The 24,520-nt window shown below is 47.7% G+C and carries 20 protein-coding genes; 8 read left to right on the forward strand and 12 right to left on the reverse strand.

The window, feature by feature from the left end; genetic code table 11:
• Positions 1–11 precede the first annotated feature (11 nt).
• The 3 genes from MKO97_RS10355 (at position 12) to MKO97_RS10365 (ending at position 3,988) form a co-directional block, all read left to right on the forward strand.
• Positions 12–1,886: an Ig-like domain-containing protein gene (locus tag MKO97_RS10355; protein ID WP_241103148.1), complete on the forward strand. Its 1,875-nt coding sequence runs from the start codon at positions 12–14 to the stop codon at positions 1,884–1,886.
• A 12-nt stretch (positions 1,887–1,898) separates the two neighbouring features.
• Positions 1,899–2,720: a family 16 glycosylhydrolase gene (locus MKO97_RS10360; RefSeq protein ID WP_241103149.1), complete on the forward strand. Its 822-nt coding sequence runs from the start codon at positions 1,899–1,901 to the stop codon at positions 2,718–2,720.
• Positions 2,721–3,571: 851 nt separating this feature from the next.
• Positions 3,572–3,988, forward strand: a complete 417-nt coding sequence (locus tag MKO97_RS10365) for a hypothetical protein (RefSeq protein ID WP_241103150.1) — start codon at positions 3,572–3,574, stop codon at positions 3,986–3,988.
• Positions 3,989–4,221: 233 nt separating this feature from the next.
• On the opposite strand, the gene MKO97_RS10370 is transcribed toward MKO97_RS10365, so the two are convergent.
• The 7 genes from MKO97_RS10370 to MKO97_RS10400 form a co-directional block, all read right to left on the reverse strand.
• Positions 4,222–4,923, reverse strand: a complete 702-nt coding sequence (locus MKO97_RS10370) for a hypothetical protein (RefSeq protein WP_241103151.1) — start codon at positions 4,921–4,923, stop codon at positions 4,222–4,224.
• Positions 4,924–5,167: 244 nt separating this feature from the next.
• A complete protein-coding gene (locus MKO97_RS10375; protein ID WP_241103152.1) occupies positions 5,168–5,425 on the reverse strand; it encodes a hypothetical protein in 258 nt (85 codons plus the stop codon).
• 213 nt (positions 5,426–5,638) lie between these two features.
• Entirely contained in the window at positions 5,639–6,481 is an 843-nt protein-coding gene (locus MKO97_RS10380; RefSeq protein WP_241103153.1) for an SDR family oxidoreductase, read from the reverse strand.
• 192 nt (positions 6,482–6,673) lie between these two features.
• Positions 6,674–7,081: a hypothetical protein gene (locus MKO97_RS10385; RefSeq protein ID WP_241103154.1), complete on the reverse strand. Its 408-nt coding sequence runs from the start codon at positions 7,079–7,081 to the stop codon at positions 6,674–6,676.
• Positions 7,082–7,820: 739 nt separating this feature from the next.
• Positions 7,821–8,903: a putative phage abortive infection protein gene (locus MKO97_RS10390; RefSeq protein WP_241103155.1), complete on the reverse strand. Its 1,083-nt coding sequence runs from the start codon at positions 8,901–8,903 to the stop codon at positions 7,821–7,823.
• 1,077 nt (positions 8,904–9,980) lie between these two features.
• A complete protein-coding gene (locus MKO97_RS10395; RefSeq protein WP_241103156.1) occupies positions 9,981–10,547 on the reverse strand; it encodes a hypothetical protein in 567 nt (188 codons plus the stop codon).
• A 377-nt stretch (positions 10,548–10,924) separates the two neighbouring features.
• A complete protein-coding gene (locus MKO97_RS10400; RefSeq protein ID WP_241103157.1) occupies positions 10,925–11,728 on the reverse strand; it encodes a PH domain-containing protein in 804 nt (267 codons plus the stop codon).
• A gap of 270 nt (positions 11,729–11,998) precedes the next feature.
• Between MKO97_RS10400 and MKO97_RS10405 the strand changes: the two genes are divergently transcribed.
• Positions 11,999–12,949 (forward strand): phosphoribosylaminoimidazolesuccinocarboxamide synthase, encoded by a 951-nt coding sequence (locus MKO97_RS10405; protein ID WP_241103158.1) that lies wholly within the window; start codon positions 11,999–12,001, stop codon positions 12,947–12,949.
• Positions 12,950–13,014: 65 nt separating this feature from the next.
• Here the strand turns inward: MKO97_RS10405 and MKO97_RS10410 are convergent, their stop codons facing one another.
• The 3 genes from MKO97_RS10410 to MKO97_RS10420 form a co-directional block, all read right to left on the reverse strand.
• Positions 13,015–14,379 (reverse strand): exonuclease domain-containing protein, encoded by a 1,365-nt coding sequence (locus MKO97_RS10410; RefSeq protein ID WP_241103159.1) that lies wholly within the window; start codon positions 14,377–14,379, stop codon positions 13,015–13,017.
• Positions 14,380–14,466: 87 nt separating this feature from the next.
• Complete coding sequence (locus MKO97_RS10415) at positions 14,467–16,176, reverse strand: alpha-L-arabinofuranosidase (protein WP_241103160.1); 1,710 nt, start codon at positions 16,174–16,176, stop codon at positions 14,467–14,469.
• Between the two features lie 171 nt (positions 16,177–16,347).
• The gene (locus MKO97_RS10420) at positions 16,348–17,988 is read right to left on the reverse strand and encodes a PAS domain-containing protein (RefSeq protein WP_241103161.1); all 1,641 of its coding nucleotides are present in this window, start codon (positions 17,986–17,988) and stop codon (positions 16,348–16,350) included.
• Between the two features lie 479 nt (positions 17,989–18,467).
• Here MKO97_RS10420 and MKO97_RS10425 point away from each other — a divergent pair, with 479 nt between their 5' ends.
• A complete protein-coding gene (locus tag MKO97_RS10425) occupies positions 18,468–20,072 on the forward strand; it encodes a S8 family serine peptidase (protein ID WP_241103162.1) in 1,605 nt (534 codons plus the stop codon).
• Between the two features lies 1 nt (position 20,073).
• Positions 20,074–21,027 carry a nitronate monooxygenase family protein gene (locus MKO97_RS10430; protein WP_241103163.1) on the forward strand — a complete coding sequence of 318 codons (954 nt, stop codon included), beginning with the start codon at positions 20,074–20,076 and terminating at the stop codon, positions 21,025–21,027.
• A gap of 206 nt (positions 21,028–21,233) precedes the next feature.
• Here MKO97_RS10430 and lysA read toward each other — a convergent pair whose 3' ends face one another.
• Both lysA and MKO97_RS10440 read right to left on the reverse strand, forming a co-directional pair.
• Positions 21,234–22,439, reverse strand: coding sequence for a diaminopimelate decarboxylase (lysA, locus tag MKO97_RS10435; protein WP_241103164.1), 1,206 nt, complete (start codon positions 22,437–22,439; stop codon positions 21,234–21,236).
• Positions 22,440–22,538: 99 nt separating this feature from the next.
• A complete protein-coding gene (locus MKO97_RS10440; RefSeq protein WP_241103165.1) occupies positions 22,539–22,970 on the reverse strand; it encodes a hypothetical protein in 432 nt (143 codons plus the stop codon).
• Between the two features lie 49 nt (positions 22,971–23,019).
• Here MKO97_RS10440 and MKO97_RS10445 point away from each other — a divergent pair, with 49 nt between their 5' ends.
• Together MKO97_RS10445 and sucC are read left to right on the forward strand one after the other, a co-directional pair.
• Positions 23,020–23,211, forward strand: a complete 192-nt coding sequence (locus MKO97_RS10445) for a hypothetical protein (protein ID WP_241103166.1) — start codon at positions 23,020–23,022, stop codon at positions 23,209–23,211.
• A gap of 87 nt (positions 23,212–23,298) precedes the next feature.
• Entirely contained in the window at positions 23,299–24,492 is a 1,194-nt protein-coding gene (sucC, locus tag MKO97_RS10450) for an ADP-forming succinate--CoA ligase subunit beta (RefSeq protein WP_241103167.1), read from the forward strand.
• The last annotated feature ends 28 nt before the right edge of the window (positions 24,493–24,520 follow it).

The raw sequence follows: 24,520 nt of genomic DNA on the forward strand, positions 1-24,520 counted from the left end.
AAAAATAGACTATGAAATCAATTTTTAATAATCAAACGCTAAAACGTGCTGCTTTTTGCCTGGCAGTAGTTTTTTTGTCGGCTTGTGAAAACGATCCGGATGATTTTGAAGAAGCCAAGTATTCTTCTAATCCCGACGTGTTCATCGACACCTTTAGCGCCGGACTGAACTATGCTGCCTTCAGTAATAGCGTGGTGACGGCCTTTCAGGTAGACAGTGAGGTGACGCGTAACAATTCAGCCGCTTCGATGCGGATCGATGTCCCGAATGTCAACGACCCACTGGGTACCTACGCCGGCGGTGCCTTTTTTACCAGCGTCGGACGTGATCTGTCGGGTTACAATGCCCTGACGTTTTGGGCCAAGAGTTCGGTAGCCGCTACGTTGGATGTAGCCGGTTTTGGTATCGATTTGGGCGCCAACAAATACCAGGCGTCGGTTTCAGGATTGAGTTTGACGACCACCTGGAGAAAATACATCATCCCGATTCCGGATGCGTCTAAATTGAAAGTGGAAAAAGGCATGTTCTATTATTCAGAAGGCCCGGAGAATGGCAATGGCTATTCGTTTTGGATCGATGACGTAAAGTTTGAAAACCTGGGCACCATCGCGCACGGACAAGCGTCTATCGTAAATGGCCTGGATAAAGTGACGACGTCTTTCAACGGCGTTACGAACACGATTGACGGCATTCTTGCCACGTTTAACATGCCAAATGCCCTCAACCAAAACGTATCGATGTCGCCGTCTTATCTGGTTTTTTCTTCCTCTGACCCAGCGGTTGCCACCGTAAATGAAGCCGGCCTGGTCACGACAGTGGGTTCCGGAAGCGCGGTTATTACGGCCACGCTCAACGGGCAGAACGCGTTGGGCTCTCTTACGATAAACTCACTTGGGGCTTTTACAAGCGCACCTACACCAACAGAAGCCGCCAATACTGTTATTTCGATTTTTTCCAATCATTACACCAACGTGCCGGTTGATTACTACAACGGCTATTGGGCACCCTATCAAACCACCCAATCGTCCGATTTTACGGTTAATGGCGATGATGTGTTGAACTATACCAACTTTAATTTCGTTGGCACCCAGTTTTCCAATCCCACTATCGATGCTACGATGATGTCGCACTTCCATACGGATATTTATATTCCGGGAACGCTGGCAGCGGGCGCCAATTTTAAAATCAGATTGGTCGATTTTGGAAATAATGGCGTTTTCGGTGGCGGCGATGATACGGGCCACACCATTACCTACACCAGCCCAACGCTGGTAGCGCAAAACTGGGTGAGCCTTGACATTCCTTTTACGAGCTTCACCGGATTGACCAGCCGGGCGCATTTGGCTCAGGTGATATTTGAAGGAACGAACATATCGAACTTCTATGCCGATAACATCTACCTGTTCAATAACGGAAGCGTCATTCCGGTCGTACCTACGGCGGCGGCACCAACACCTACCGTCGCTGCCACCAGTGTGACCTCCATCTTCAGCGATGCGTATACCAATGTTGCCGGAACCAATTTCAATCCGAATTGGGGACAGGCAACGCAAGTAACCCAGGTGCCTATTGCCGGTAATAACACCTTGCGGTATGGCGGCTTGAATTACCAGGGAATTGAGTTAGGAAGCGCACAAAATGTGACCAACCGAAACGTGTTGCACCTTGATTTTTACTCCGCCAATTCCACCAGCCTGAAAGTGTATTTGATTAGCCCGGGTCCGGTAGAAAAATCCGTTACGTTAACGGTTCCGACTGTCGGAGGATGGAACAGTATCGATATTCCACTCACCAGTTTTGCCCCCGTTAACCTGTCTAATGTGTTTCAGATGAAGTTCGACGGCAATGGAACCATTTACCTGGACAATATTTACTTCCGTAATTAAACTACTACACCAATGAAAAAGGGCATATATAGCAACCTATTTTTGGCGTCCATCGCTTTGATGTCGCTCACAGCCTGCGAGCCGGATAAAGAGCAGAAGACGGATGCGCGCAATTGGCAATTAACCTGGAGTGATGAATTTGACGGTGCTGCCGGTCAATCGCCTGATGCCAGTAAATGGGCGTATGACATCGGCACGGGCGCCAATGGCTGGGGCAATCAGGAGCTCCAATATTATACCGATCGCACCCAAAACGTCGCGATGGATGGTAACGGGAATTTGGTTATTACCGCGTTACGCGAAAGTTATAACGGTTCACAATACACCTCGGCCCGCATCAAAACAAAAGGGCTGTTCTCGCAAGCCTATGGCCGCTACGAAGCACGGCTGAAAACGCCGTATGGACAGGGTCTATGGCCCGCATTTTGGCTACTCGGATCCAATATTGATGAAGTAAGTTGGCCGAATTGTGGCGAGATCGACGTTATGGAACTCCGCGGCCAATTGCCAAGTATTGTCAACGGAACCATCCATGGACCCGGCTATTCCGGTGCGAATGCCATCTCCGGCAGCTATGCCTTCGAGAACGACCGCTTTGATACCGGCTTCCACATTTTTGCCGTGGAGTGGGATGCCCAGAAAATCGACTTCTTCGTCGATGGCTTCTTGTACAAGCGTATCGAGAAAAACCAGGTTCCCGGCGATTGGGTATACGATCATCCGTTTTTCATGATCCTCAATGTGGCCGTCGGCGGAAATTATGTCGGTTTTCCAAACAACGGAACACCTTTCCCACAGACGATGACGATTGACTATGTACGTGTTTATCAGTAGTTAGTAGTCGGTAGTCAGTAGTCAGTGGTGGGCCGCGTTCCCACCTGCTAGTCCTTAAACCCAGACGCTTCCTTCCCTTCCATTTGAAAGGAGGGAAGCGTCATTCCGGGCGTAGCAAAGAAATCCCGTTTAGCGAGCAGTTGGTAGTAGTCAGTAAGCAGTAGGCGGTAGTCAGTAGTCAGTCTCAGTTACTCAGTTACTCAGTTACTCAGTTCCTCAGTTCCTCAGTTGCTTCGGCACTAGTTACTCCGCCGTTCCATCCTCCCGACGAAGGAGGGATCCCATTCAGTCGGCGGTCGCTGTCTCAACTGCTCAGTTCACTCTTCCTGCCGAAATTGGGATCAGTATCTCAAAACGCACATTTCACCTGCCAAAGCGTGTCGCAACACCTGGAGAAACGTAGTCCAACACGTAGAGGGACATGGTCAGACACGTTTGGAGGCGTATCCAGACACGTTGTGGTACGTGGTTAGACACGTATAGAGACGTATCCTGATACGTAGTGAGACGTGGTCAGATACGTAGTGAGACGTGGTCAGATACGTAGTGGGACGTAGTCAGATACGTAGTAGGACGTAGTCAGACACGTGGCGAGACGTGGTCAGACACGGTATAGGACGTGCTCAAACACGTAGGAAGACGTGGTGAAACACGGTAGAGAGCGTGGTCAGACACGTTAAAGTAGGCAGTGAGCAGTTGACAGTGAGCAGTAGGCAGTAAGCAGTAGTCCGTAGTCGGTAGTCAGTCTCAGTTACTCAGTTGCTCCGCTGCCCAATTCATCCATTCGCTAATTCGCTGTTCCCCAATTTCTTCCTACCTTCACATCATCTGAAAAATGGCGTAAACAACCCATGCGACTCTTGTTTCTCTTATTGTGTACGACCCGTTTACTGTCACAGGATGTAGCCGGACAGTGGAAGGTCGTGTCCTACGAAGATGAGACTGCCTTTTTCGATATCGAAAATAGACAGGTACAGTTTACCGATCCCGCCGGTGGTGACCCTATTGCATTTCAGAACAGGGTATTACGATGGGTTCCCCTTTCCTATAGCTTCGACCGTGAGGGCCGCGTCTTCATCGACTTTCCTGATGATCTTGAGGATGGTTCGGGTATCTATCGTGTCGAAAGGGGGGATATCCTGTTTTCGATCGGACCCTATTCCGACAAAGAAACTGCCTCTTTCGCAATAGAAAATAACGTTATAGTTCTCAACCACAAAACACGAAACGGCTTCATCAAGTTTCGGCTGAAGCGTATGTCTCAGTAGGCAGTGGGCAGTGGGCAGTGGGCAGTGGGCAGTGGGCAGTGGGCAGTTGGCAGTTGGCAGTAAGCAGTAGTCGGTAGTCAGTAGTCAGTCTCAGTTACTCAGTTGCTCAGTTGCTCAGTTCCTCAGTTACTCCGCCCCATCTTGTCCTCCCGACGTAGGAGGGATCCCATCCAGTAGACAGTCTAAGGGACTCAGGGGCTCAGGGACTTAGTTCCTCCAGACACTCCGTCCCTTTATCCCCACGAAGGAAATATCCAATTCTGCAGGGAATCCAGAATAGTATAAATGGAAAAAACACCGGCAACTATAGCGACTGCGGCTGTAAGTTTTTGAGAAGTAAGATTAAAAGTTCGATTTGAAGTGTAAAAACTCCAATAAAAAGGAACCAGGAATGCCGCTATCATACATTTAACCAGCACTACATATAATGGGCTACTAATTAAATTCTCGACGAGACTGTAGGCAGTAAAATGACCTGCCAAAAGAACCGAGGAGATGGCCGCCATTGAAATGAACGTTTGAGCCTTTCCTTGCCAGGATTCATTTTCAGCCTGGATCTGGCCGAAGAGATTCAATGACTCAAATGAAATAGTTAAGTCCGTTCTACTGATTTGGTCTCTTTCGATTTGAAAATCTTCAAAAATCAGGTCAAAAAGATATTTATAGGTCCTGTTTATGAATAGAAACTGCCCGAACGCATATCCAAACTCTATAAACAGGTAAATCAGAAATAGGGGAATGACAATTTGGACCAATTGGGTATCCGCTTTTACATATCCCTTCACTGTCTTTGCAATCAGAATATCGTAGTGGTATACGAAGCTTAATCCGATAACGATGCATACCAATTGCAGTACCAGATTCTTCAGAAGCTTTCTTTCAATCTTTTCTTTTCGTGCTGAAATTAGATCGAAGGCGTATTTGTTGTCAGTCATGGCTTTATGGGTAGTTTTCGGTTAAAGGCACCGTTATGTTCCAAATATATACAATACTTGCGTCCCGCAAATATCTCCTTATCGATTTACTTTGAATTAACGGAAGATAAGCGGATGCGGAGTAGGGGGAATGGTCGCTTTTAGGGTGTGGTATGGGGTGCTATGAGACGTTCATGCTTTTCGCATTCTTGAAAGATCACCCGCCGCAGTCCGCAGTAGTTTGCTAAAGCATCATTGTCTCGTTCTACTTTAAACCCCAAATTTGATCTTCATCATCACCAACATACTTTCCGACAGTGCAACTAGCAGCTTTGACATACCCATCGTTATTGTTATTGAAAATGTATGTATCGCCTATTTTTTGAATCTCGATAGCACTAAATCTGTGCGGGATGGAGATAAAATCAACTGCAGTGAAAATTACATCAATAGTTGAATTGGGTTCCTCATATTTGACCTCATAGTCAACATCAAAATATTGCTTTTCACTTCTGAGTTTCAAACTTCTTGGATGGTTTTATACCCATTTGTGTTGGGTTGTTGTGGCGAATGACCCTTAACGGTTGGAGGCCTTTTGTCCGGACAGGTTTTACAGCTCAAAGCTTCCATTTATTAATTACGTTCATTATTACGTACTAAGCTCCAATTTTGCACGTCTGCCAGCCTGACGCAAACCCGCGTTACCTGCCGTTTTTTGTCGGTCAGTTTATTTTGTTCAATTGTTTGTAGGTTGTAATGCTCCATAAAAATAGGAAGCAGTCGCACCCCCGTCTATTAAAAAATCTGAACCTGTTATAAATGCTCCTTTTTCAGACAATAACAGTTCCGCTACATTCGCTACTTCATCCGCCATTCCGGGTCTTCCTGCCGGACATTTTTCAAACATGTTCTTGTAGAAATCGCCTCTTGGACCGTTGATTTCATCTAATGCCAAGGGTGTGATGATTATGCCCGGTGAAATGGAGTTTACTCTTGCTCCTTTTTCGCCCCACTTCACCGCTTCTGCCATTACCCGTTTTACGTTGCAACGTTTAGCCATTTGGTAGGCGTGGAGTGTATCTTTGATGTTTTCTGGTTGTAATAGGTCTAACTGCAATAATTCTTCGGTTGGCGTAGTGGCTAATTGTCGGTCTTCGTCCGCCGTCAATGCAGGCATCCTGTGTCCGGATTGACTGGAAATGGTTACGGCGGTTCCACCTTGTTTCATTACTTTTCCAAACTCTTCTAACAATACTGCCGTGCCGTAAAGGTCCACCGCCAAAATATGTTCTTTTGTAGATTGACTGGGCGACAAACCTGCAGCATTGATAAACATTGAAATTTCGCCTTCCTTTTGTGCTGCTTCAATTAGTTCCAGGATAGAAGTTCTTGATGAGATATCTGTTTTAAAGGGAACTGCGTCAAAACCTGCTTCCGTCAAGGTCTTGCAAATGGTTTGTGCATTCTCAAATTTCCAGTCGGCCACAAAAATCTTGTTCCCGTAAGCCATTCTTCTGACAATGGCCATTCCTAGTTGTCCCGCTCCTGTTAATACGATTATGTTTTTTGTTGTTGTCATTGTACATCTTCTGTTTTCAAAATTTTGTCGCCTTTCAAGTTGTTGCGAGTCTTCCTAACAGGGCTGGTACCGTTTTGCGGCTCACACGTAGTGGATCAGGATTATGAAACTGCGTATTCTCTGCTACGACTAAAGTAATGAAAAACGTAAACTCGAATTTTCCACTAAACCAGGCGATTACGGTAGCTGCTGTTATATGACGTTTTTATTTTGGCTTTCTATTTTTCCAGACCTCAATTCCTGTATAGTAAAATCAAAAGGATTATAGTGATCAATAACCCATTCGCAATTTCTATGAATAAAGGAGATATAGGGCGCCATTTCTTGATTCTGTGTAATAAAAAGTGTATCTCCTTCAATGGGATGGTATTCGAAATCAAAACAGTCGACGTTGTTTAGATTAAGTGCAATCCACTCAGCATCCAAGCCATTTCCAATATCTTCAGTAGGCATCATATAGATACCCATTTCGACACCTGCTGTTGTACCGGTAATCCGGAAAAGTTTCCAAATGTAAATCAGCGGAATTTTGTTGTTTCGTTCGTCTTCTATTTTTACAAGATCGTTGCCAACCCGACGATAAAACTCTTGCTTACGCATCTTAATCAGATCGTTATTGCAGGAACAAAGTATAAAGCCTTTAGTATAGTCACACATGCGTTGTCATTTGGATAACGTTTCGCGGCCTATTCGTCAGGTGACGGCAACTGAAACCGGGTATTCTCCGCTACCGGCAACGAAGTTATGAAAAACAAAAATATCTCGATTCACCCAGCCTTCCAATTATGGTAGCGGTGTTAGCTGAAGTTCATTGATACGTCGAATGTTCCGTTTTTATTACTTCTTGCGTGACAACTTCAGTAACCGAGTACCCACCTTCAACATACGTCTCTTTCCGAGTAACTCGAAGTCCGTTTTCAAACACTGCAGTAATCGAATACGATCCTTCGCCAGGATTTCTAATCAGCAATGATTTTTGTGATGCGTTTTCGATACCGGTAAGTAATTCGTCTGAATACTGGTTCCTGACAATTAATTTCTCAATCTTGTAGCCACTCTGATTACTAATTGTAACGCAAACATACTCTCTACTAAACGACCCACACTTCTTTGAGCATGATAGAAGGAAGAAGTTAATTATAATCGCGATTACAATGGATATGGCTTTCATTTTTTGCGATCAGCTTTTGATTGAATTTCAGCTAAGGTTTTGCCGCTCACGCGCAGTGCGCCAGGTTTTGGAAACGAGTAATATGCCAGGAGGGAAGGTGGTAAAAGAGACGAAACGTTAAACTTAACGAGACAGACGCTTTGCGGGCAGCCGCTGTTGTATGCGGGATTAATTGCCTAAAATTTCTTTTCTAGATTTAAAGGTAATTGCTGGGATTTTCTCTAGTTTGTAAACATATTCACAGTAGAAATCAGTATGGCTAGAATTTAGCATATCATCGATACTCAAATTTTTCACTAATTCGTAGTATTGAACTAAATTTTCCATTTTTGGAAAAAATAATGCATTGTAAAATAATAAGAACAATTCTGAGCCGCTCATTTGTGCTTGAATGAAATCAGAATAGCGGCGGTATTTCTTCTTCACTTGTTCGTAGCCAATATCGTTATTATTAATTCGGATTGAAATTTGGCTACCTGTAAAATAATCATGACTTAGCATTCCTAATTCTCTGTCTTCATTTTCTTTTACATAACGTAATATATGATAGAGATTTCTAAAATAATGGCTAAGTTGGTTATGATACTCTTTAAACGTTTTGCTATACGCAATTTTCGTTATTCCAAATTCATCTTCTAAGTCCTCAAAGTCTTCGAAATCAAAATAAGATTGTAATTGGCTTTTATAAGTCTCAAAATCAGGCGAATCTTTCTTTGAATTATAGACTTCAATATTTTGCTTGAAATGATTGTAATTCTCAAATAATTTAGACTTGATAAAATCGAATACTTGATTTGATCGGTATAGATTTTCACCCATTCCTTCGCGTAAAGAGATTAGCTTCCTTTCAGTCAGTTCTACGCTCAACTTTATGTCGTTTTGAGTTTTAAGCAAGTTGAAAAATGTGTTTTCAAATTGTTGAATTGAAAAAACTTCACGAGTATTTTTCAATTCCTGAATTTGTAGACCAAGTTCCTTACTTTGAAGTCGTAAAGCCAAGAAAAATAATATTACTCCGGCAAATGACCAAATAGTTCCGACTACCCCACCAAAGAAATCACTGACCATACTTGTTTCAGCTGTTTCAATTTTTTCTCCAGGTGAAATTGTCCGTAACGAATCGGAAATGGTTATTAAGAATTTGTATGTAATAAAAATACCTAAAGTAATACTCGAAACCGCAGCCAGAAGCAGTACAGACCCTAAAAATCCGTATTTCCGGTAATAGGAAAGAAAATAGTATTTTATCATGTATCGTTGTCAAAAGCTTGCACGTAACGTTCCGTCGATATCCGACTGTGGCAGGCAAAGCGAATACAATTATTTTCTTACTAAGATAGATGTTTTTCGTGTAGACCAAAACGCCAACTTCCATTTGCGCCTACTTTCTCGAAAAATTGGCTCTAACTTTTCGCGGCTGACTCGCAGTTCATAAGGTTCTGAAACCGGGTATTCACCGCTAGAAGTGAAGGTAACCAAAAAGACAAAACGTTCAACTTAACAAGGCTGGCGCTTTGGGTGTAGATGCTGTTAGCAGAAGTTTTAATTACGCGTTCGCCAATGTGGAACTGTATCGATTAATGTGCTTGTAGTATCAAGTTCAGTATAGTCATAAGTCATTGTATCAACCACTGTTTCATAATTGCCGTAAGTGTTAAAGAGTATCTAACTTCTAACGGTTGGTCATTTTTAGGAAGCAAGGAAGGTGGCAATGGAAATCTTGGAAGCCTTCAATTCGCTTACAAAAAATCAAACTACGATGATAAAGCGCAATCCTTCATTACTCTATTTTTAAATGCCAATGAAACGAAGCAAAGATTAAACATACAAGTTCACCAAGAAGCAAAATACTTGTTATACTTAAACCGGATAAAAGCGCTCGGGTGTAAATTAATAAAGACAAACTTCAGTACAGATAATATTGAAAAGATCTATCAAGGCCCAACGACAACGATAAAAGTTACAGTTCAAACTCACAAAGAAGAATATTCATACGCAATTAGAACTATTTACAATTTTATCTTAATGACCAATTTGGATTATGCGCTTATTCTGCATTGGCGAAGCTCTTTTTTCGTAATGCTAAAACTTCGTCAAATGTTAGATTTTGAGAATTGCAAACTCCACAAAATAAGACTAATAATATCGTTATAATCTTTCTACTCATGTTGCTTGGTTAAAAACGTATACCAACGTTTCGCGGCTCAAACACGGTGTGTTGGTTTTTTGAACCGAGCATTCTCCGCTAGGGCCAAAGTAATTAAAAAAAAGTGAGATTGAACTTTCGACTAAACCAAGCAACTGCGTGGAGCAGCTGTTAGCGGTCGGTTATTTTAGCAGGTTTTGGGTAACAATACCAGTCATGCTAATTAATTTTTTTGAAATCGTTTCGCTAACAACTCCGCTGGCTACCATGTCAACAGTTTTACCAGCTAAAAGTTGTTTCCAATTCTTTTTTCCTAAAAAATATAACTTTTTAAGTTCTTCAATTTCAGTATATAAATCTTCGTAAGTTAGTTCTTGACCTTTTTTCAGGTATTCTAGTTCTTTTAAAATTGCATCAAGCTTTTCAGATGAATCTTGTTTTTCGGATTCACTGAACTCCTCCGTATTTTTTTGGATACCATTTTCCTCTAATAAATTATCCAGGAAATATAGAGTTTTGAGATGATTCTTTTCAGTATCACATATCGACTCAGATCGGCAAGACTCTTTGTGTGAGGCTAAATCTCGTTTAACGCCATTTTTAACAATCGATAAAAAAGTCAATTTATCAGACTGATTTCTTAGGCTATAAAGTTCACTTTCGACGTCAGACACAAAACTTTTAGGATCATTTGCCATATAATAAATTCTGTCGAAAAAATCCTCGGCCATTGAGTCTACAATATTCATATGCAATCATATTTGGATTTAACTTGCCACCAACTTGTTTATACCCCTGAATAATTATGCTATTACCCCCAATTCCGGTATGTAGGTAGAAACAAATCAGAGCAAAAGATAGCACATTTTTACAAATCATCAAACGGCCTCTTGCTATTTGAATACTCTTTGCATGCATGCATGTTGATCTCCGTTGTCTTGTTGCTGTGCCCTAACAACCCAGTGGGCGTGAGCAGTAGGCAGTGGGCGATAGGCCGTCTAAGTCCCTCAATTACTGAGTTGCTCGGAGACTGACTCACTACACCCCTTCATTCCAAACGCACCTAAGAAAGCCTTGTTAAGGATTTAGTAATCCTTCCTCGTAGGTCTCTCGCTTCGCAACAGTTCTATAGTTTGGAAAGTAGTTGTGCTTTTTTATCTAGAAATTCCTCTTCGCTCAAAATTCCTTTCGCCTTGAGATCGGCGAGCTTTTCGATCTGCTCTAAGACGTTTGGTTCACTACGATTTGGAATTGTAGGTCTTGAAATAGTCTTTTGCCTAATAAACTCTGAAAATTCTTTTGCACCAACCATAAGATTGATTTTAGCCGTATTTCCAGAACAAATGATCTTTACGACACCCTTCATAAAACCTGTTTCTACTGAAACGGAAGAGATTTTGTCATAAGGAAAATCCTCCATCTTAATCCCGAATCCGATTAAGGATTTATCTATGAAAATTGCTCTATAATTTGTGGCAATAAGTAAGCCGTGACCCGTTGAGCCTTTCCCTTCATCCAAAAAGCCTGCTGAAATTTTTTCAATTATTTCATCATCCATTAAAACAGAAGGCAATTCATTCACCTCGCGTTTGTTCGCCACGGATGGATTCAATTTAGAAATAGTATTTTTTATTTGCTGAAGTTTCTCCGCATCGGAATTCAATTTTGATTTGTATTCCTCCACCTTTTGCTCAAAGGCTATTTTCTTGTCAACTTTTGCCTGAAGTTTTTGAGCATTTCCCTTTTTTACAGCTTCACAAACTTCGTCATTTGAATAATGACCTACATTTTTGAAGATGTGTCCTGCATCAGTAGCTAGACTCATATAGCAGGATGAGCAGACGATACCCAATTCTCTAGTTCTTCCCTTATTAAAGATAGGTGTATTTAAAAAGTTCAAAGGTTTGTAACACGCGATACAATTTGCCATCTTCTTTTTTTTTAGATTTTACACAATAGTTGTCTAAGAATTACCGGCATAGAACGACCGCTTCACAATATCTTAGATCTAATTAAGCCAAATTTAAGTGAGTCAATTCTTTGATGTTTACGGTTTACCGTAGTAGAAAAAATCTAAACCTAGCTCTCGAACATACAAACTAACGTAGCATCGCATAGTGCGACTCGTGCGCTAATTAACCCAAAACTCAAAACTCAAAACCCAAAACTTCCTCTTATCTTTGCCCCAACAACAACACACATGAACACCATAACTGCTACTGATTTCCAGTTTCCGGGCCAGGTTTCCGTTTATAAAGGGAAGGTCCGCGATGTCTATTCGCTTGATAACGACCTGCTCGTAATGGTCGCCACCGACCGGCTGTCGGCCTTTGATGTCGTGATGCCGCGTGGCATTCCCTACAAAGGACAAATCCTCAACCAAATCGCCACCCGCTTCATGCAACTCACCGAGGATATCGTGCCCAACTGGCTCGTCGCAACGCCCGATCCGAACGTGGCCGTCGGACACCGCTGCACACCAGTCAAAGTTGAAATGGTGATCCGGGGCTACCTGTCCGGACACGCTGCACGTGAATACGCTGCAGGGAAACGGATGCTATGTGGCGTGGCACTACCGGAAGGACTCAAAGAAAACGACCGCTTCCCGGAACCGATCATCACGCCCACCACCAAAGCCGATAACGGCGAGCACGATATGGACATCTCGCGGGAGGATATACTCGCAAAAGGCATCGTCTCCAAAGAAGACTACGAAGTGTTGGAGACGTACACACGGGCGTTGTTCCAACGGGGAACGGAGATTGCGGCCACACGTGGACTCATTCTCGTCGATACCAAATACGAATTCGGGAAAACCAGCGACGGCACCATTGTGCTGATCGATGAGATCCACACACCCGATTCATCGCGCTATTTTTATTCAGAAGGATACGCCGAACGGCAGGCGAGTGGTGAGGAACAACGGCAGTTGTCGAAAGAATTCGTACGCCGCTGGCTGATCGAGAACGGCTTTCAGGGAAAAGACGGACAAACCATTCCGGAAATGACCGACGCGTATATTGAATCGGTATCCGAACGTTATATCGAACTCTATGAAAACATCCTCGGGGAACCGTTCGTAAAAGCCGATATCTCCGACATCAAAGGCCGTATTGATTCGAACGTACGCGGTTTTCTCGCGAAGTGCTGAACCAATCGCATTTTAGCGTCCTGTAAAAAGGCAGTGATGGTGGACGTCCTTCTGTCAACACCTGCTTAACCGTTTTGGCGTCGATACACCTTCCCCGGATATTTCGCTGCATAACTGTGCACCAATTGCATCACATAGGGGTTGCTGTGGTAGGGCGTCACATGGTCACGTACTTCCGACGGTTCCGTAAAACCCATGTCTGAGGATACATACCCCATACCATAAAACGTACCGTTCTCGACCCAGATGCAGCTTTTCTCATCCGCCGAACGGCCTTTGTCGACAATGGCAAAACTCGGTTGCTCGACCGAGAGTGAGTCCAGCGCTTCGTCTACACTGCGGTTGTGGGTTTCACGGTCGGGCATTGATTCCTTCGGGAACGTCACGGGTTCCTCCTGTCGTCCGAACGCGCAAAACCGCAGGTCGATGCCAAAGCGAACCGCCAGCTCCCGTAGCACGTGCACCGCTTCGAACTCGTTATAAAACACCTGCACGGGGCGCTGTTGGCGGCTGACTTTCCCGACACCCAGATAGCGGTAGCCGTTGCGCGCTTCATACACAAACAGGCCAAACTTCGGCTCAAACCGTTTCAGGGCCCGGTTATATGCCGGCCATAACTTCCGGATCTCGGCGCATTCAAGCAGCAACGCCATCAACTCGGTGCCACACACTTCAAACGAAATACTGTGGATATCCCGCAGGAAATGCTGCCGTTGCGGCGTCACACTATGTCCGGTAAAATGCGACGCGACCCGCTTGCGGATATTGATCGCCTTCCCGACATACACTACCTTCTTCGCTTCGTTATGGAAGTAATACACACCCGGACGTTCGGGCAGTCGCTCAAAATCCTCCGGTGGCAGGTTGGGCGGCAGTCGCTGGTCCTGGGCCGTTTTCTTGATCATGGTGCTGATATGCCCTTCCGCATCCCATTCCAGCAGTCGGGTAAAAAGGATGGCGGTTGCATCGGCATCACCCCCCGCCCGGTGCCGGTTCTCTACCGGAATGTCGAGCGACTGGCAAAGTGCCCCAAGGGAATAGGAGCGGAGTCCGGGACGGATTTTCCGCGCGGCCCGCACCGTACACAACTTCCGCGCGTTCCATTGATAGCCCGCTTCCCCCAATTGGTGCCGCACGAACGAATAGTCGAAGTTGACGTTGTGGGCGACGAACACCCGGCCGTTCAGCAAACGCCACACCTCCTCGGCAATATCCCCAAAAACAGGCGCATGCCGCACCATGGCATTGTCAATTCCCGTAAGGGCAAAAATGGGCACAGGAATTTCCTTCTCCGGATTCACCAACGTTTCCCACCGTTCCACGACCTTTTTGCCGTCATGGATGAGGATCGCGATTTCCGTAATGCGGCTGCCTCCGGCATTTCCTCCGGTGGTTTCGATATCGACGATGGCATATTCGGTTTTTTTCATCAGTGAAAACGGGTCGGTTTGTTACTTTTAGGAACAACCGACTGTTTCCAATATAGAAATTATTCCGAAATGCGATAGCCGAAGCGGTTAATTTTTCGTTTCGATGACGACAAACACGGATGATCGTGCGGGAAGCACCACCGCCGTACCATCGCTCGTTTTGGCCGAGAACGGACGGACGGAAGCATAGTTCGTCGGGCCACCAGCTTCGAGTGTCGTGCCGCTTCCGTTGATCTGAACCTTCCGTGAAAATTCCCCGTTGTCGGTATCGCCTGTTAGGGTGTACCAATACATCCGGTTACCCGGTATAAAGTTCTTAAAGGCAAGCTTTACGGGTAGGGCGGTAGTTCCTTTATTGACGAAGGTTACACCGATCTTCCCATCCGAAAACGAGGAAGCATATACTTCGTAGTTGCCGTTGGCATCCTTCACGGCTTCAATCAGGCGATCACCCATGTTCTTCTGGAAAAAATACATATGATAGAACGCCGGGCGTGCCGTTCCTTTGGGGATATTCGGCTCGTCGCCATTACTGAAAATACCGTGGTCGTTCCCGTTGTCCCAGCCGTTGAAGAAGTCCCAACGTGCCGCCAGCCCAATGTTGTTCTTAAGCGCTTCCCCTAACAGCAACACCGCGTGCAGTCCGTTGACGTGCGACACCTGCTGCTTGCTGCCCCGTGCGAAAATGTTCCATTCATCAAGTGCAAACGGTTTGATCTGCCGCGTATGGCTCGTGAGTTGCCCTTTTAAGAACGCTACCATCGTGCCGACTTTAGCCGTCGGGGTGTCTAAAATCTGGGTGGCGTTCAGGTTCTCACTTGTGGTGAAGTAGTTGTGCACGACATAATAATCGGCTTCTTCGCCAATCGCGCCCAGTAGCTGGTCGTTCCAGAATTTATTGGTGTCGTTCATCCAGCTTTCGGCAGGCGCATCGAACAGTACCGCACCGATTTTGATTGAATGCCCCGAAGCTGCCGCCGCCGCGCGCATCGCCGCTGCAATGACCTTAAAGTGTGCGGCATAGAGCGCACCGTTGTGAAACTCGGGCTGTCCGTCCTGGTTGCGCGAGGTATCGATGCGGTATCCGGCCTCCCAGCTTCCGAAGTTCTCGTTGCCGATTTCCCAGTACTGCGTGCGACCGTTGTCATATGTTACCCAATCGGCGGCTAGTTGCGCTGCGTCCGCCACCGGGTCGGCACCCGTGCCATACCGGGCATAACCGGCGTTGACGGTAATAATCCCTTTACTGTTGGTCTGGGTCAGCAATTGGTAGTAATTGTCAAGCGACATCGTCCAGTCGGCATTGTTTTGTCCGAACCAAAAACCGGCCGGCTCGTCCTGTCCCTCAGCATTTCGAAGGGTAGGAGGTACGTTTGGCGGGTTCGACGCCGCATTCCAGAAATACACATCGCTGATGCTGCCGCCCGGAAAGCGTATGATGTTCGGCTTGAGTTTGTTGATATTGTCGATGAGCGCGTTATCGGTCACCATCTTTCCCGACCATAGGTTGGCATTGTTGCCGTAGATCGAGGCCGGAATCTTCGTCAGCACCTTGGCATAGTCGATGGTAACGGTAGCAGTTGTGGTGGTAGGCACATTACCTTCCGTAAACGCCACAGGTGACGTATAGGTTTTGGGCGTCCAGGTATCAAGGAAAAAGCCGGTGGTCGCCGCAACCTCGGGATCAACCTGGGGCTCGAGTTCAACGTCGGTACCGTTATCGGCTTCGCCTGATTTATCACAGGATACGAGCAGTAGGGAAGACGCGAGCAGCGCGTGCAAAACGAGTGTTTTCATAGGAGGTGCGGACATTAGGCCGGAATACTTGTTTTTGTTGGTATTCACAGAACCCATTCTCCGCAAATATATCGTTTGCGTACGCCCTTCGACGATACTATTTTGTCATTGAAGCATCGTAATTTGGCGACGCGGCGCAGGAACGTCAGAGGGAAAACGACACGGCGGTACTTACATCTCGTTCCGTTCGTGTCCGGTCGATTGTTCGACGATTTCCCGTAACACGCTATCAAGTTGTTCCGCCGATACGCTGATATAATCGAGATACTCGTCTGCCGATCCTCCGGTCGCTTTTTGGTCGCGGTAGAGTTTGAGAAAGCCCAGCAGGTTGGCCAACGGTGCCCGTACCATGTGCGACTGCCGCCAGGCGATTTCGCGAAGGGCACGGTCCTGCGACTCGATTTTATGCATACGGTCGAGCGTTTCCGTCAGGTCGGTCATGGCACCTACTGCCCGGGTGACGCGTCCTTTTTGGTCGCGGATAAAGAAACCGCGGTGTTGCACGAAGGCGGTTTCACCATCGGCCTTGAGGAAACGGAATTCGGCGTTGAACCGTTCGCGTGCTGGATCCCGGATGGCGTCTTTGAGGTCGAGCAGGATACGTTCGCGGTCGTCGGGATGGATGTTCTCGGTCCAGAAATCGCGTTCCTCATCCAAATTGAATCCGAAAATCGTTTCGAATCCTTCGCCCCACAGTACCTTGCCCGTGGAAACATCCCAATCGATGATGGCCTCAACCGTAGCGCGCGCCAACAGTTTGAAGCGCTCGTTGCTTTCCCATACCTGCTGCTCCTGCAGTTTCCGCCGGGTAATATCAAGGGCGATGCCTTCGAGTCGCATCGGGTTGCCGTTTTCGTCGCGGGTGAGGTACAACCGTTCGAGTATCCATTTTGTTTCCCCTTCGCTGGTTATGATTCTTCTTTCATACTCGCGGAAACCGTCTTCTGCGAAATACTGCAATTCGAGATCGAAAACCTCGTCGGGGTGGAAGACCGAACGAAGGTTGTCAAGCGTAGGGCTAAACACCTCCGGGTCGCGACCCACGATGTGATACATCTCCTCCGACCATTCTATTTTGTTATGTACGAGATCGTTCGTCCAGTAACCGAGTCCGGCAATGGCACCCGCCCGCTGCAAACGTTCATTCGAATCCGCCAGGCGTTGCTGCTGCGCCATTTCTGCGGTCACGTCGACAGCCGAGGCGAGCTGCACGCGGCGTCCGTTCCAGAGCACGAAAGACGTCTTGACCTTGACGTAGATAATCTCACCATTCTTCTTACGATGCCGTATGGGCCAGGGGAGTACCTTGCCGTGTTCCCCATCGGGTTCGGCCAGGTATTTCATCAGTATCGGAATGTCTTCCGGCGGACGGATGTCACGTAACGTCATTGCCATATAGTCTGCCTCTGAATACCCATAAATGCGACAGGCCGCCTCGTTGACCAACAGGATGTCGAGGGTTTCAGGATCGAACAGCCATTTGGGTAGTGGACTGTGGTTGAACAACGACATGTATTCCTGCTTCGAGCGTCGGAGGCGTTCCTCTGCCTCGCGCTCGGTATCCAGGATTTGCTGGTAGTAGCGTGACACCATACGGGTATGACGGCGCACCAGTACATACAACAACAAGGCGGTTACCAGTATGAAAACCAAGCCTTTCGTCGTCTGTAATTCTGAGAGTTTTTTTACATCCGGCACGAATAACTCCAGCACCCAATCAGAGGTGAAGATGTACACGCCGCTTACCAACGCATACACCACCACAATACGAAACGCCGGACGCGCGCCCGTGTATAAAGACTGGATATTCATAACCTGCAAATGAGTAACCGTATTTACTTACTAAATTACGAATTTTTTAACTAATAGCGATGGAATTTGGTGTTCGAATGGAGAAAGTAATTAGCGAATGTGATAATTAGCGAATTAGCGAATGGGGTAACGGCTGGCTTGAAATGAAAGGCTCTATTTGGAGAAATGAAGATCATGTGGTAGCGTATGGTCTCTACGGGCCGTGGCAAGACTCAGGCAGATTGGTAATGAATACCAAAACGACGAAGACGCAAAGTGACAGCAACTGGATTCGCAACTGTCGTACCCTTCCAATAGTGACTCGTTCCAACTGCGCTTCCTTCTCTTAGCTGATTTCCTAATGATCTCATTTTCTAATCGACGCCCGTATTAATTTGTGTATTGGCTTATTGTCTATCGTTAGCAGGCAACCCATTCGCTAATTGGCTCATTCGCTAATTCGCTAATTATCACATTCGCTAATTAATTACCTTTACCCCATGAAAAAGAAGCTGCTACTCATCGCCTTTTTCCAGGTATGGCTGACCTTCGCGCAGGAAGATGCCTGGGTGTATTTCGCCGATAAACCCGATGTCGCGTCTTATCTTGCGAATCCGTTATCGATGTTGTCACAGCGCGCACTTGACCGTCGCGCGGCACAGGGAATTCCCGTCGATATAGCCGATGTGCCGCTTCATGCACCTTACGTAGAAGCCGTTGCTGGAACGCCGGGCATCGCGATAAAGTCGGCGTCGAAATGGTTCAATTGCCTTCACGTGCGCGGAAGCGAAGCCAGCATCAATTCCCTGACGTCACTTTCGTTCGTTGACCATATCGTATTTGCAAATGCCGCCCTGAACCCGGCGCCGCGACGCCCACAGGCCCGTTTGTCGCGTGTTTCCAAATGGGCCGACATACAGGTCAATTATCCGTATGGAAGTTCAGAAAACCAGGTGCAACAGTTGAACGGGCACCAGTTACACCAATTGGATTTTACCGGTTCAGGGAAGTATATCGCCGTACTCGACGCGGGTTTCCCCGGAGTCGACACGGCCTCACCGTTTCAACGGCTGCGTGACAACAACGGCATTCTCGGCGGCTACGATTTCGTAAACGACGACACCGATTTCTATTCGGGCGGCAACCACGGCACGACGGTCTTGTCTACCATGGCTGGCTATGTACCCAATGCCCTCGTCGGAACGGCTCCCGATGCCTCCTATTACCTATTTATTACGGAAGATGTGGCATCCGAGAATCCCGTTGAGGAATCATATTGGGTGGAGGCAGCGGAGCGGGCCGACAGCCTCGGTGTCGACGTGATCAATACGTCATTGGGTTATTTTGGCTACGACAATACCAATTATAGCCATACCTATGCCGATATGAACGGCACGACTACGTTCATTTCAAAGGGAGTGAACATGGCGTTCAGCCGCGGTATGATCGTCGTGGTGTCAGCCGGAAACAGCGGAAACAGCGTTGAACCGCACATCGGCGCGCCGGCAGACGCCGTATCGGCTTTGACGATTGGTGCCGTAGACGCTTCGGGCCAGTACGCCAGTTTCAGTTCGATCGGTCCTTCCTATGACGGACGTGTAAAACCGGATGTCGTAGCACAAGGCGCCTCTGTGTTCGTTGCTCAGCCTACCGGCGCCGTGACGATTTCAAATGGCACGTCGTTTTCCGGACCGATTACCGCCGGACTCGTCGCCTGTTTGTGGCAGGCGCTACCCGAGAAAACCAATCAGGAAATCATCGACCTGGTGCGCCAATCGGCCAGTTTGTATGACAACCCGACCACGCAGTTGGGCTACGGCATACCCGATTTCAACCTGGCGTTGGCGATGTCGGTCGAGGGGTATACGTCTATGCCGTATGCGGTCTTCCCCAATCCGTTTAGCCAATCGCTTACGGTGACGCTACCGAAAGTTGTGACCGGTGCTACACTCGAAGTAACAGACACTACCGGGAAACGCGTGCTGGAAGCACCGCTCAACGCCCTGAGCCAAACCTTTGAACTTTCCGGCCTGGCATCAGGCTTTTACTTCTATAAAGTCCAATCGGGTGCGATGGCCCGAACCGGAAAACTCGTAAAACGTTGATATGAATCGCATTACCCAATTATTTGGCATACAATACCCCATCATACAGGGTGGCATGATCTGGAACAGTGGCTGGCGCCTCGCGAGTGCCGTGAGCAACGCGGGTGGACTCGGACTCATCGGTGCCGGGTCGATGTATCCGGAGGTGCTACGGGAACATATCCATAAATGTAAGGCCGCAACTGACAAACCGTTCGGGGTCAACGTGCCGATGTTGTATCCGAACCTTGAGGAAATCCTGCAGATTATTGTCGAGGAAGGTGTTCGGATCGTCTTTACGTCGGCTGGAAACCCGAAGACGTATACGGCTTTCCTGAAGGAAAAAGGCATCACGGTGGTGCACGTCGTAAGCAGCAGCAAATTTGCGTTGAAGGCACAGGAAGCCGGCGTGGATGCTATTGTAGCGGAAGGTTTCGAGGCAGGCGGGCATAACGGGCGGGAGGAAAGTACCACACTTACGTTGATCCCGCAGGTGCGCCGCCACGTTTCCATTCCGCTGATTGCCGCCGGCGGTATCGCAACCGGACGCGCGATGCTGGCCGCGATGGTACTGGGTGCGGATGGCGTGCAGATGGGCTCGCGTTTCGCTGCCTCTGAAGAAAGTTCCGCCCATGACAACTTTAAGCAATTGGTCGCCGGACTGGAAGAGGGTGGCACGCAACTTACGTTAAAGGAACTCGCACCGGTGCGATTAGTCAAAAATAAATTTTACGACGACCTTCATGCGCTGTATGCCACGGGGCCTACGGTGGAAGAACTGAAAAACCTATTGGGCCGCGCGCGCGCCAAACGCGGTATGTTCGAAGGGGATTTGGTAGAAGGGGAACTTGAGATCGGACAGGTTTCAGGTCTTATAGACAAGGTATTACCTGTCGAAACGATTTTCGAGGAAGTCCTCGCGGAGTTTGAGCAGGCCCGACGTGAAGTCGCCGGACGCGATTTAATGTTCCCGTAACGTTTTGCTGCGCGCGAAAGCGTACCTTTCAGGAAAACCACGCGATGAACCTAGCTGTTATTATCGTCGTCGGGTTAGCTGCCATAGGGTTGGTCGTATGGATGATACGGCGAAATGCCGCTGATCGCAAAATATATGAGCGCTCAGAAAACGCCGTACCGACCCTGTCTGAGACCGAACCTGACGAGGAGTCCGAAACCTGACGTTTACAATTCTACAAGTACTTGATGACGCAGCAGGTCGTCGAAGTTTTCGCGTTCGCGGATGAGTGCTGCCTGTCCGTTTCGCCACAATACTTCGGCCGGACGGTAGCGGGAATTGTAATTGGATGACATTGAGAAGCAATAGGCGCCTGCATTGCGGAAACATAGGATGTCACCTTCTTTTATTTCCTGGATGCGACGGTTGTTCGCGAAGGTATCCGTCTCACAGATATACCCCACAACCGTATAAAAACGTTCTTTTCCTTTTGGGTTGGATACGTTTTCGATTTGGTGTTTCGAGCCGTAGAACATCGGACGGATCAGGTGGTTGAACCCGGTGTCGACGCCGGCAAACACCGTGGATGTCGTTTGCTTGACCACATTGACTTTGGTAAGGAAGAAACCGGCTTCGCTCACCAGGAATTTTCCCGGTTCGAAGCAGAGGGTGAGGTCGCGACCGTATTCTTTCTCGAACGCGAGGAAACGTTTGGTCAGTTTTTTGCCGAGTTCCTCGATGTTGGTCGAAATATCATCTTTAGCATACGGTACTTTGAACCCGCTGCCAAAATCGATAAAATCCAACTCATGGAAATGACGGGCCGCGTCAAATAGTATTTCAGAAGCATATAGGAACACCTCAATATCCAGGATGTCGGACCCGGTGTGCATGTGGATGCCGTTGATGTGCATACCGGTGTTTTCCACAATTCGCAGCACGTGGGGCATCTGGTGGATAGAAATCCCGAATTTGCTGTCTATATGGCCGACGGAAATGTTGGAGTTACCGCCCGCCATTACGTGCGGATTGATCCGGATGCAGACCGGGATGGTGGGGTGTTTGGCACCAAAATGCTCGAGGATAGACAGGTTGTCGATGTTCACCTGCACACCCAGCATGGCCACCTCTTCGATTTCTTCAAACGACACGCCGTTGGGTGTATACATGATGGCTTCGGGTGGAAATCCGGCGTGGAGTCCCAGTTGTACTTCCTGTAGCGAAACCGTGTCGAGTCCGCCGCCGAGTTTCTTAAACAATGCCAATACACTTATATTGGACAACGCCTTTACCGCATAGTGGATACGCAGCCGCGGTACTTTCGCAAAGGCGTTCGCCAGGCGGTGGTACTGCGATTCGATTTTATCGGCGTCGTATACGTAAAGGGGACTGCCGTAGGTTTCGGCAAGCTGTAGTAAAAAGTTTGGCTGCATCGTTCCGTTTCGTTAGGACCGCAAAGGTAACGCAGTGGGAACGAGGCAGCCAAGAGCTGGATAAAAAATCACAAAATATAACAAATTGTTATATTTCGATCATTGTGCGGGTTGGGCCATCCGTTGGAAAGAGAAGGTGTAACCGTCGGCATAGGTATTACTGACGGTGAGCCCATTTGTGGTGAACGTATAACAGCCATAGTCAACGCCATCGACTTTCAGGACGGTTTCGCACAGGTCGGACATTTCAGATGCTTCGACGCTGTAGGTATAGATACCCGTGTCAGGCCCGTCATACGCCATCGGGTCGACGTTATTATTGACGATGGTAACGGTGTTGTTCGACGGATTGAACGACCAGGTAATGAGTCCGGGATCGTATTCATACGAACCGCCCGCGATCGAACCCGACGCCTGGGTGAGTTGGTAGATACCGGTGAAGTCGGCCTCTGGATTCGCACTGTCGTCGTCGGAGCACGAGAACAGCAGGGCGCCGCAGGCAAGTGGCAGGAGAAACAGTAACTTTTTCATAGTGTTTTATTGGTTAGTCCGGTGTTCCGGAGTTGGTTTCAACCAAAAGATGCAAACGTTGAAAAAGGTTGCGTCGAAGAACAAAGCCCCAGCCCCGATGGCAGCGGAAAGCCCACAGCCGGGGCGACCTGCTTTTTTCGGACGGCCCGCAGCGACCAACGGAAGCTCGTGGGGCGCCGGTAAAAAAGCGGTCGCGGCGGCGCGGACTTGCAGCGGACAGCGGGAATTGCTGCCGAATTAAAAAAATCGTGAAAAAGGCGCGGGAAAACTGCGGAAAATGTGCGGCCCATTCCGTATTTTTGTGCCACTTTACACAAAATCCTAACAGATGAACATACACGAATACCAAGGTAAGGAGATCCTCGCGGGCTACGGCGTGCGCGTGCAGCGCGGGATCGTGGCGAACAATCCTGCGGAAGCCGTTGCGGCCGCGAAGCAACTCACGGCAGAGACCGGCACCGGCTGGCATGTGGTGAAGGCGCAGATCCATGCCGGAGGGCGTGGCAAAGGCGGTGGCGTGAAGCTGGCGAAGAACCTTCAGCAAGTGGAGGAACTGGCCGAGCAGATCATCGGCATGAACCTGGTGACGCCGCAAACACCGCCGGAAGGCAAGAAAGTGCATAAAGTGCTGATTGCCGAGGATGTGTATTACCCTGGTGAGAGTGAGACATCGGAATTCTATATGTCGGTATTGCTCAACCGTGCGAAAGGACGGAACATGATCATGTATTCGACCGAAGGCGGTATGGATATCGAAGAAGTAGCGGAGCACCATCCGGACAAGATCTTCACTGTGGAAATCGACCCGGCCGTGGGGCTGCAGGCGTTCCAGGCGCGGAAGATTGCGTTTGACCTCGGACTTTCGGGCAATGCCTTCAAGGAAATGGTGAAGTTCGTGGATGCATTGTACAATGCCTACATCGGCAGCGACGCCTCGATGTTTGAAATCAACCCGGTGTTGAAGACATCCGATAATAAAATCCTTGCAGTTGATGCGAAAGTAAACATCGACGATAATGCGTTGTACCGTCAGGCGAAAATCGCTGAGATGCGCGACGTGCGTGAGGAGAACCCGATTGAAGTGGAGGCGAAGGAAGTAGGCCTGAACTATGTAGACCTCGACGGTACGGTAGGATGTATGGTAAACGGCGCCGGACTTGCGATGGCGACGATGGACCTTATCAAATATGCGGGCTTTGAGCCGGCGAACTTCCTTGACGTGGGCGGAACTGCGGATGCGAAACGTGTGGAAACGGCCTTCCGTATCATTTTGCGTGATCCGAACGTAAAGGCGATCCTGATCAACATCTTTGGTGGTATCGTTCGTTGTGACCGTGTGGCGCAGGGTGTAATCGATGCGTATAAGAACATGGGCGACACCATTAAAGTGCCGATCATTGTACGTCTTCAGGGAACGAATGCCGAATTAGCGAAAGAAATGATCGACAATTCGGGTATGCCGATTTTGTCGGCGGTTCAGTTCCAGGAAGCAGCGGACCAGGTAAAAGCGGCGTTGAGTTAATCGACGGCGTTATATATAAAGAAGAATC

The organism is Flavobacterium sp. HJ-32-4, from assembly GCF_022532105.1.
Lineage (GTDB): Bacteria > Bacteroidota > Bacteroidia > Flavobacteriales > Flavobacteriaceae > Flavobacterium.

Coding starts and splice junctions, on each gene's coding strand:
- lysA (WP_241103164.1), bottom strand. CDS start 22,439: ATGCAGCCAAACTTTTTACTACAGCTTGCCGAAACCTACGGCAGTCCC.
- MKO97_RS10425 (WP_241103162.1), top strand. CDS start 18,468: ATGAAAAAGAAGCTGCTACTCATCGCCTTTTTCCAGGTATGGCTGACC.
- MKO97_RS10405 (WP_241103158.1), top strand. CDS start 11,999: ATGAACACCATAACTGCTACTGATTTCCAGTTTCCGGGCCAGGTTTCC.
- MKO97_RS10420 (WP_241103161.1), bottom strand. CDS start 17,988: ATGAATATCCAGTCTTTATACACGGGCGCGCGTCCGGCGTTTCGTATT.
- MKO97_RS10380 (WP_241103153.1), bottom strand. CDS start 6,481: ATGACAACAACAAAAAACATAATCGTATTAACAGGAGCGGGACAACTA.
- MKO97_RS10445 (WP_241103166.1), top strand. CDS start 23,020: ATGCAAACGTTGAAAAAGGTTGCGTCGAAGAACAAAGCCCCAGCCCCG.
- MKO97_RS10355 (WP_241103148.1), top strand. CDS start 12: ATGAAATCAATTTTTAATAATCAAACGCTAAAACGTGCTGCTTTTTGC.
- MKO97_RS10395 (WP_241103156.1), bottom strand. CDS start 10,547: ATGAATATTGTAGACTCAATGGCCGAGGATTTTTTCGACAGAATTTAT.
- MKO97_RS10390 (WP_241103155.1), bottom strand. CDS start 8,903: ATGATAAAATACTATTTTCTTTCCTATTACCGGAAATACGGATTTTTA.
- MKO97_RS10415 (WP_241103160.1), bottom strand. CDS start 16,176: ATGAAAACACTCGTTTTGCACGCGCTGCTCGCGTCTTCCCTACTGCTC.
- MKO97_RS10400 (WP_241103157.1), bottom strand. CDS start 11,728: ATGGCAAATTGTATCGCGTGTTACAAACCTTTGAACTTTTTAAATACA.
- sucC (WP_241103167.1), top strand. CDS start 23,299: ATGAACATACACGAATACCAAGGTAAGGAGATCCTCGCGGGCTACGGC.
- MKO97_RS10440 (WP_241103165.1), bottom strand. CDS start 22,970: ATGAAAAAGTTACTGTTTCTCCTGCCACTTGCCTGCGGCGCCCTGCTG.
- MKO97_RS10365 (WP_241103150.1), top strand. CDS start 3,572: ATGCGACTCTTGTTTCTCTTATTGTGTACGACCCGTTTACTGTCACAG.
- MKO97_RS10370 (WP_241103151.1), bottom strand. CDS start 4,923: ATGACTGACAACAAATACGCCTTCGATCTAATTTCAGCACGAAAAGAA.
- MKO97_RS10385 (WP_241103154.1), bottom strand. CDS start 7,081: ATGCGTAAGCAAGAGTTTTATCGTCGGGTTGGCAACGATCTTGTAAAA.
- MKO97_RS10360 (WP_241103149.1), top strand. CDS start 1,899: ATGAAAAAGGGCATATATAGCAACCTATTTTTGGCGTCCATCGCTTTG.
- MKO97_RS10410 (WP_241103159.1), bottom strand. CDS start 14,379: ATGAAAAAAACCGAATATGCCATCGTCGATATCGAAACCACCGGAGGA.
- MKO97_RS10430 (WP_241103163.1), top strand. CDS start 20,074: ATGAATCGCATTACCCAATTATTTGGCATACAATACCCCATCATACAG.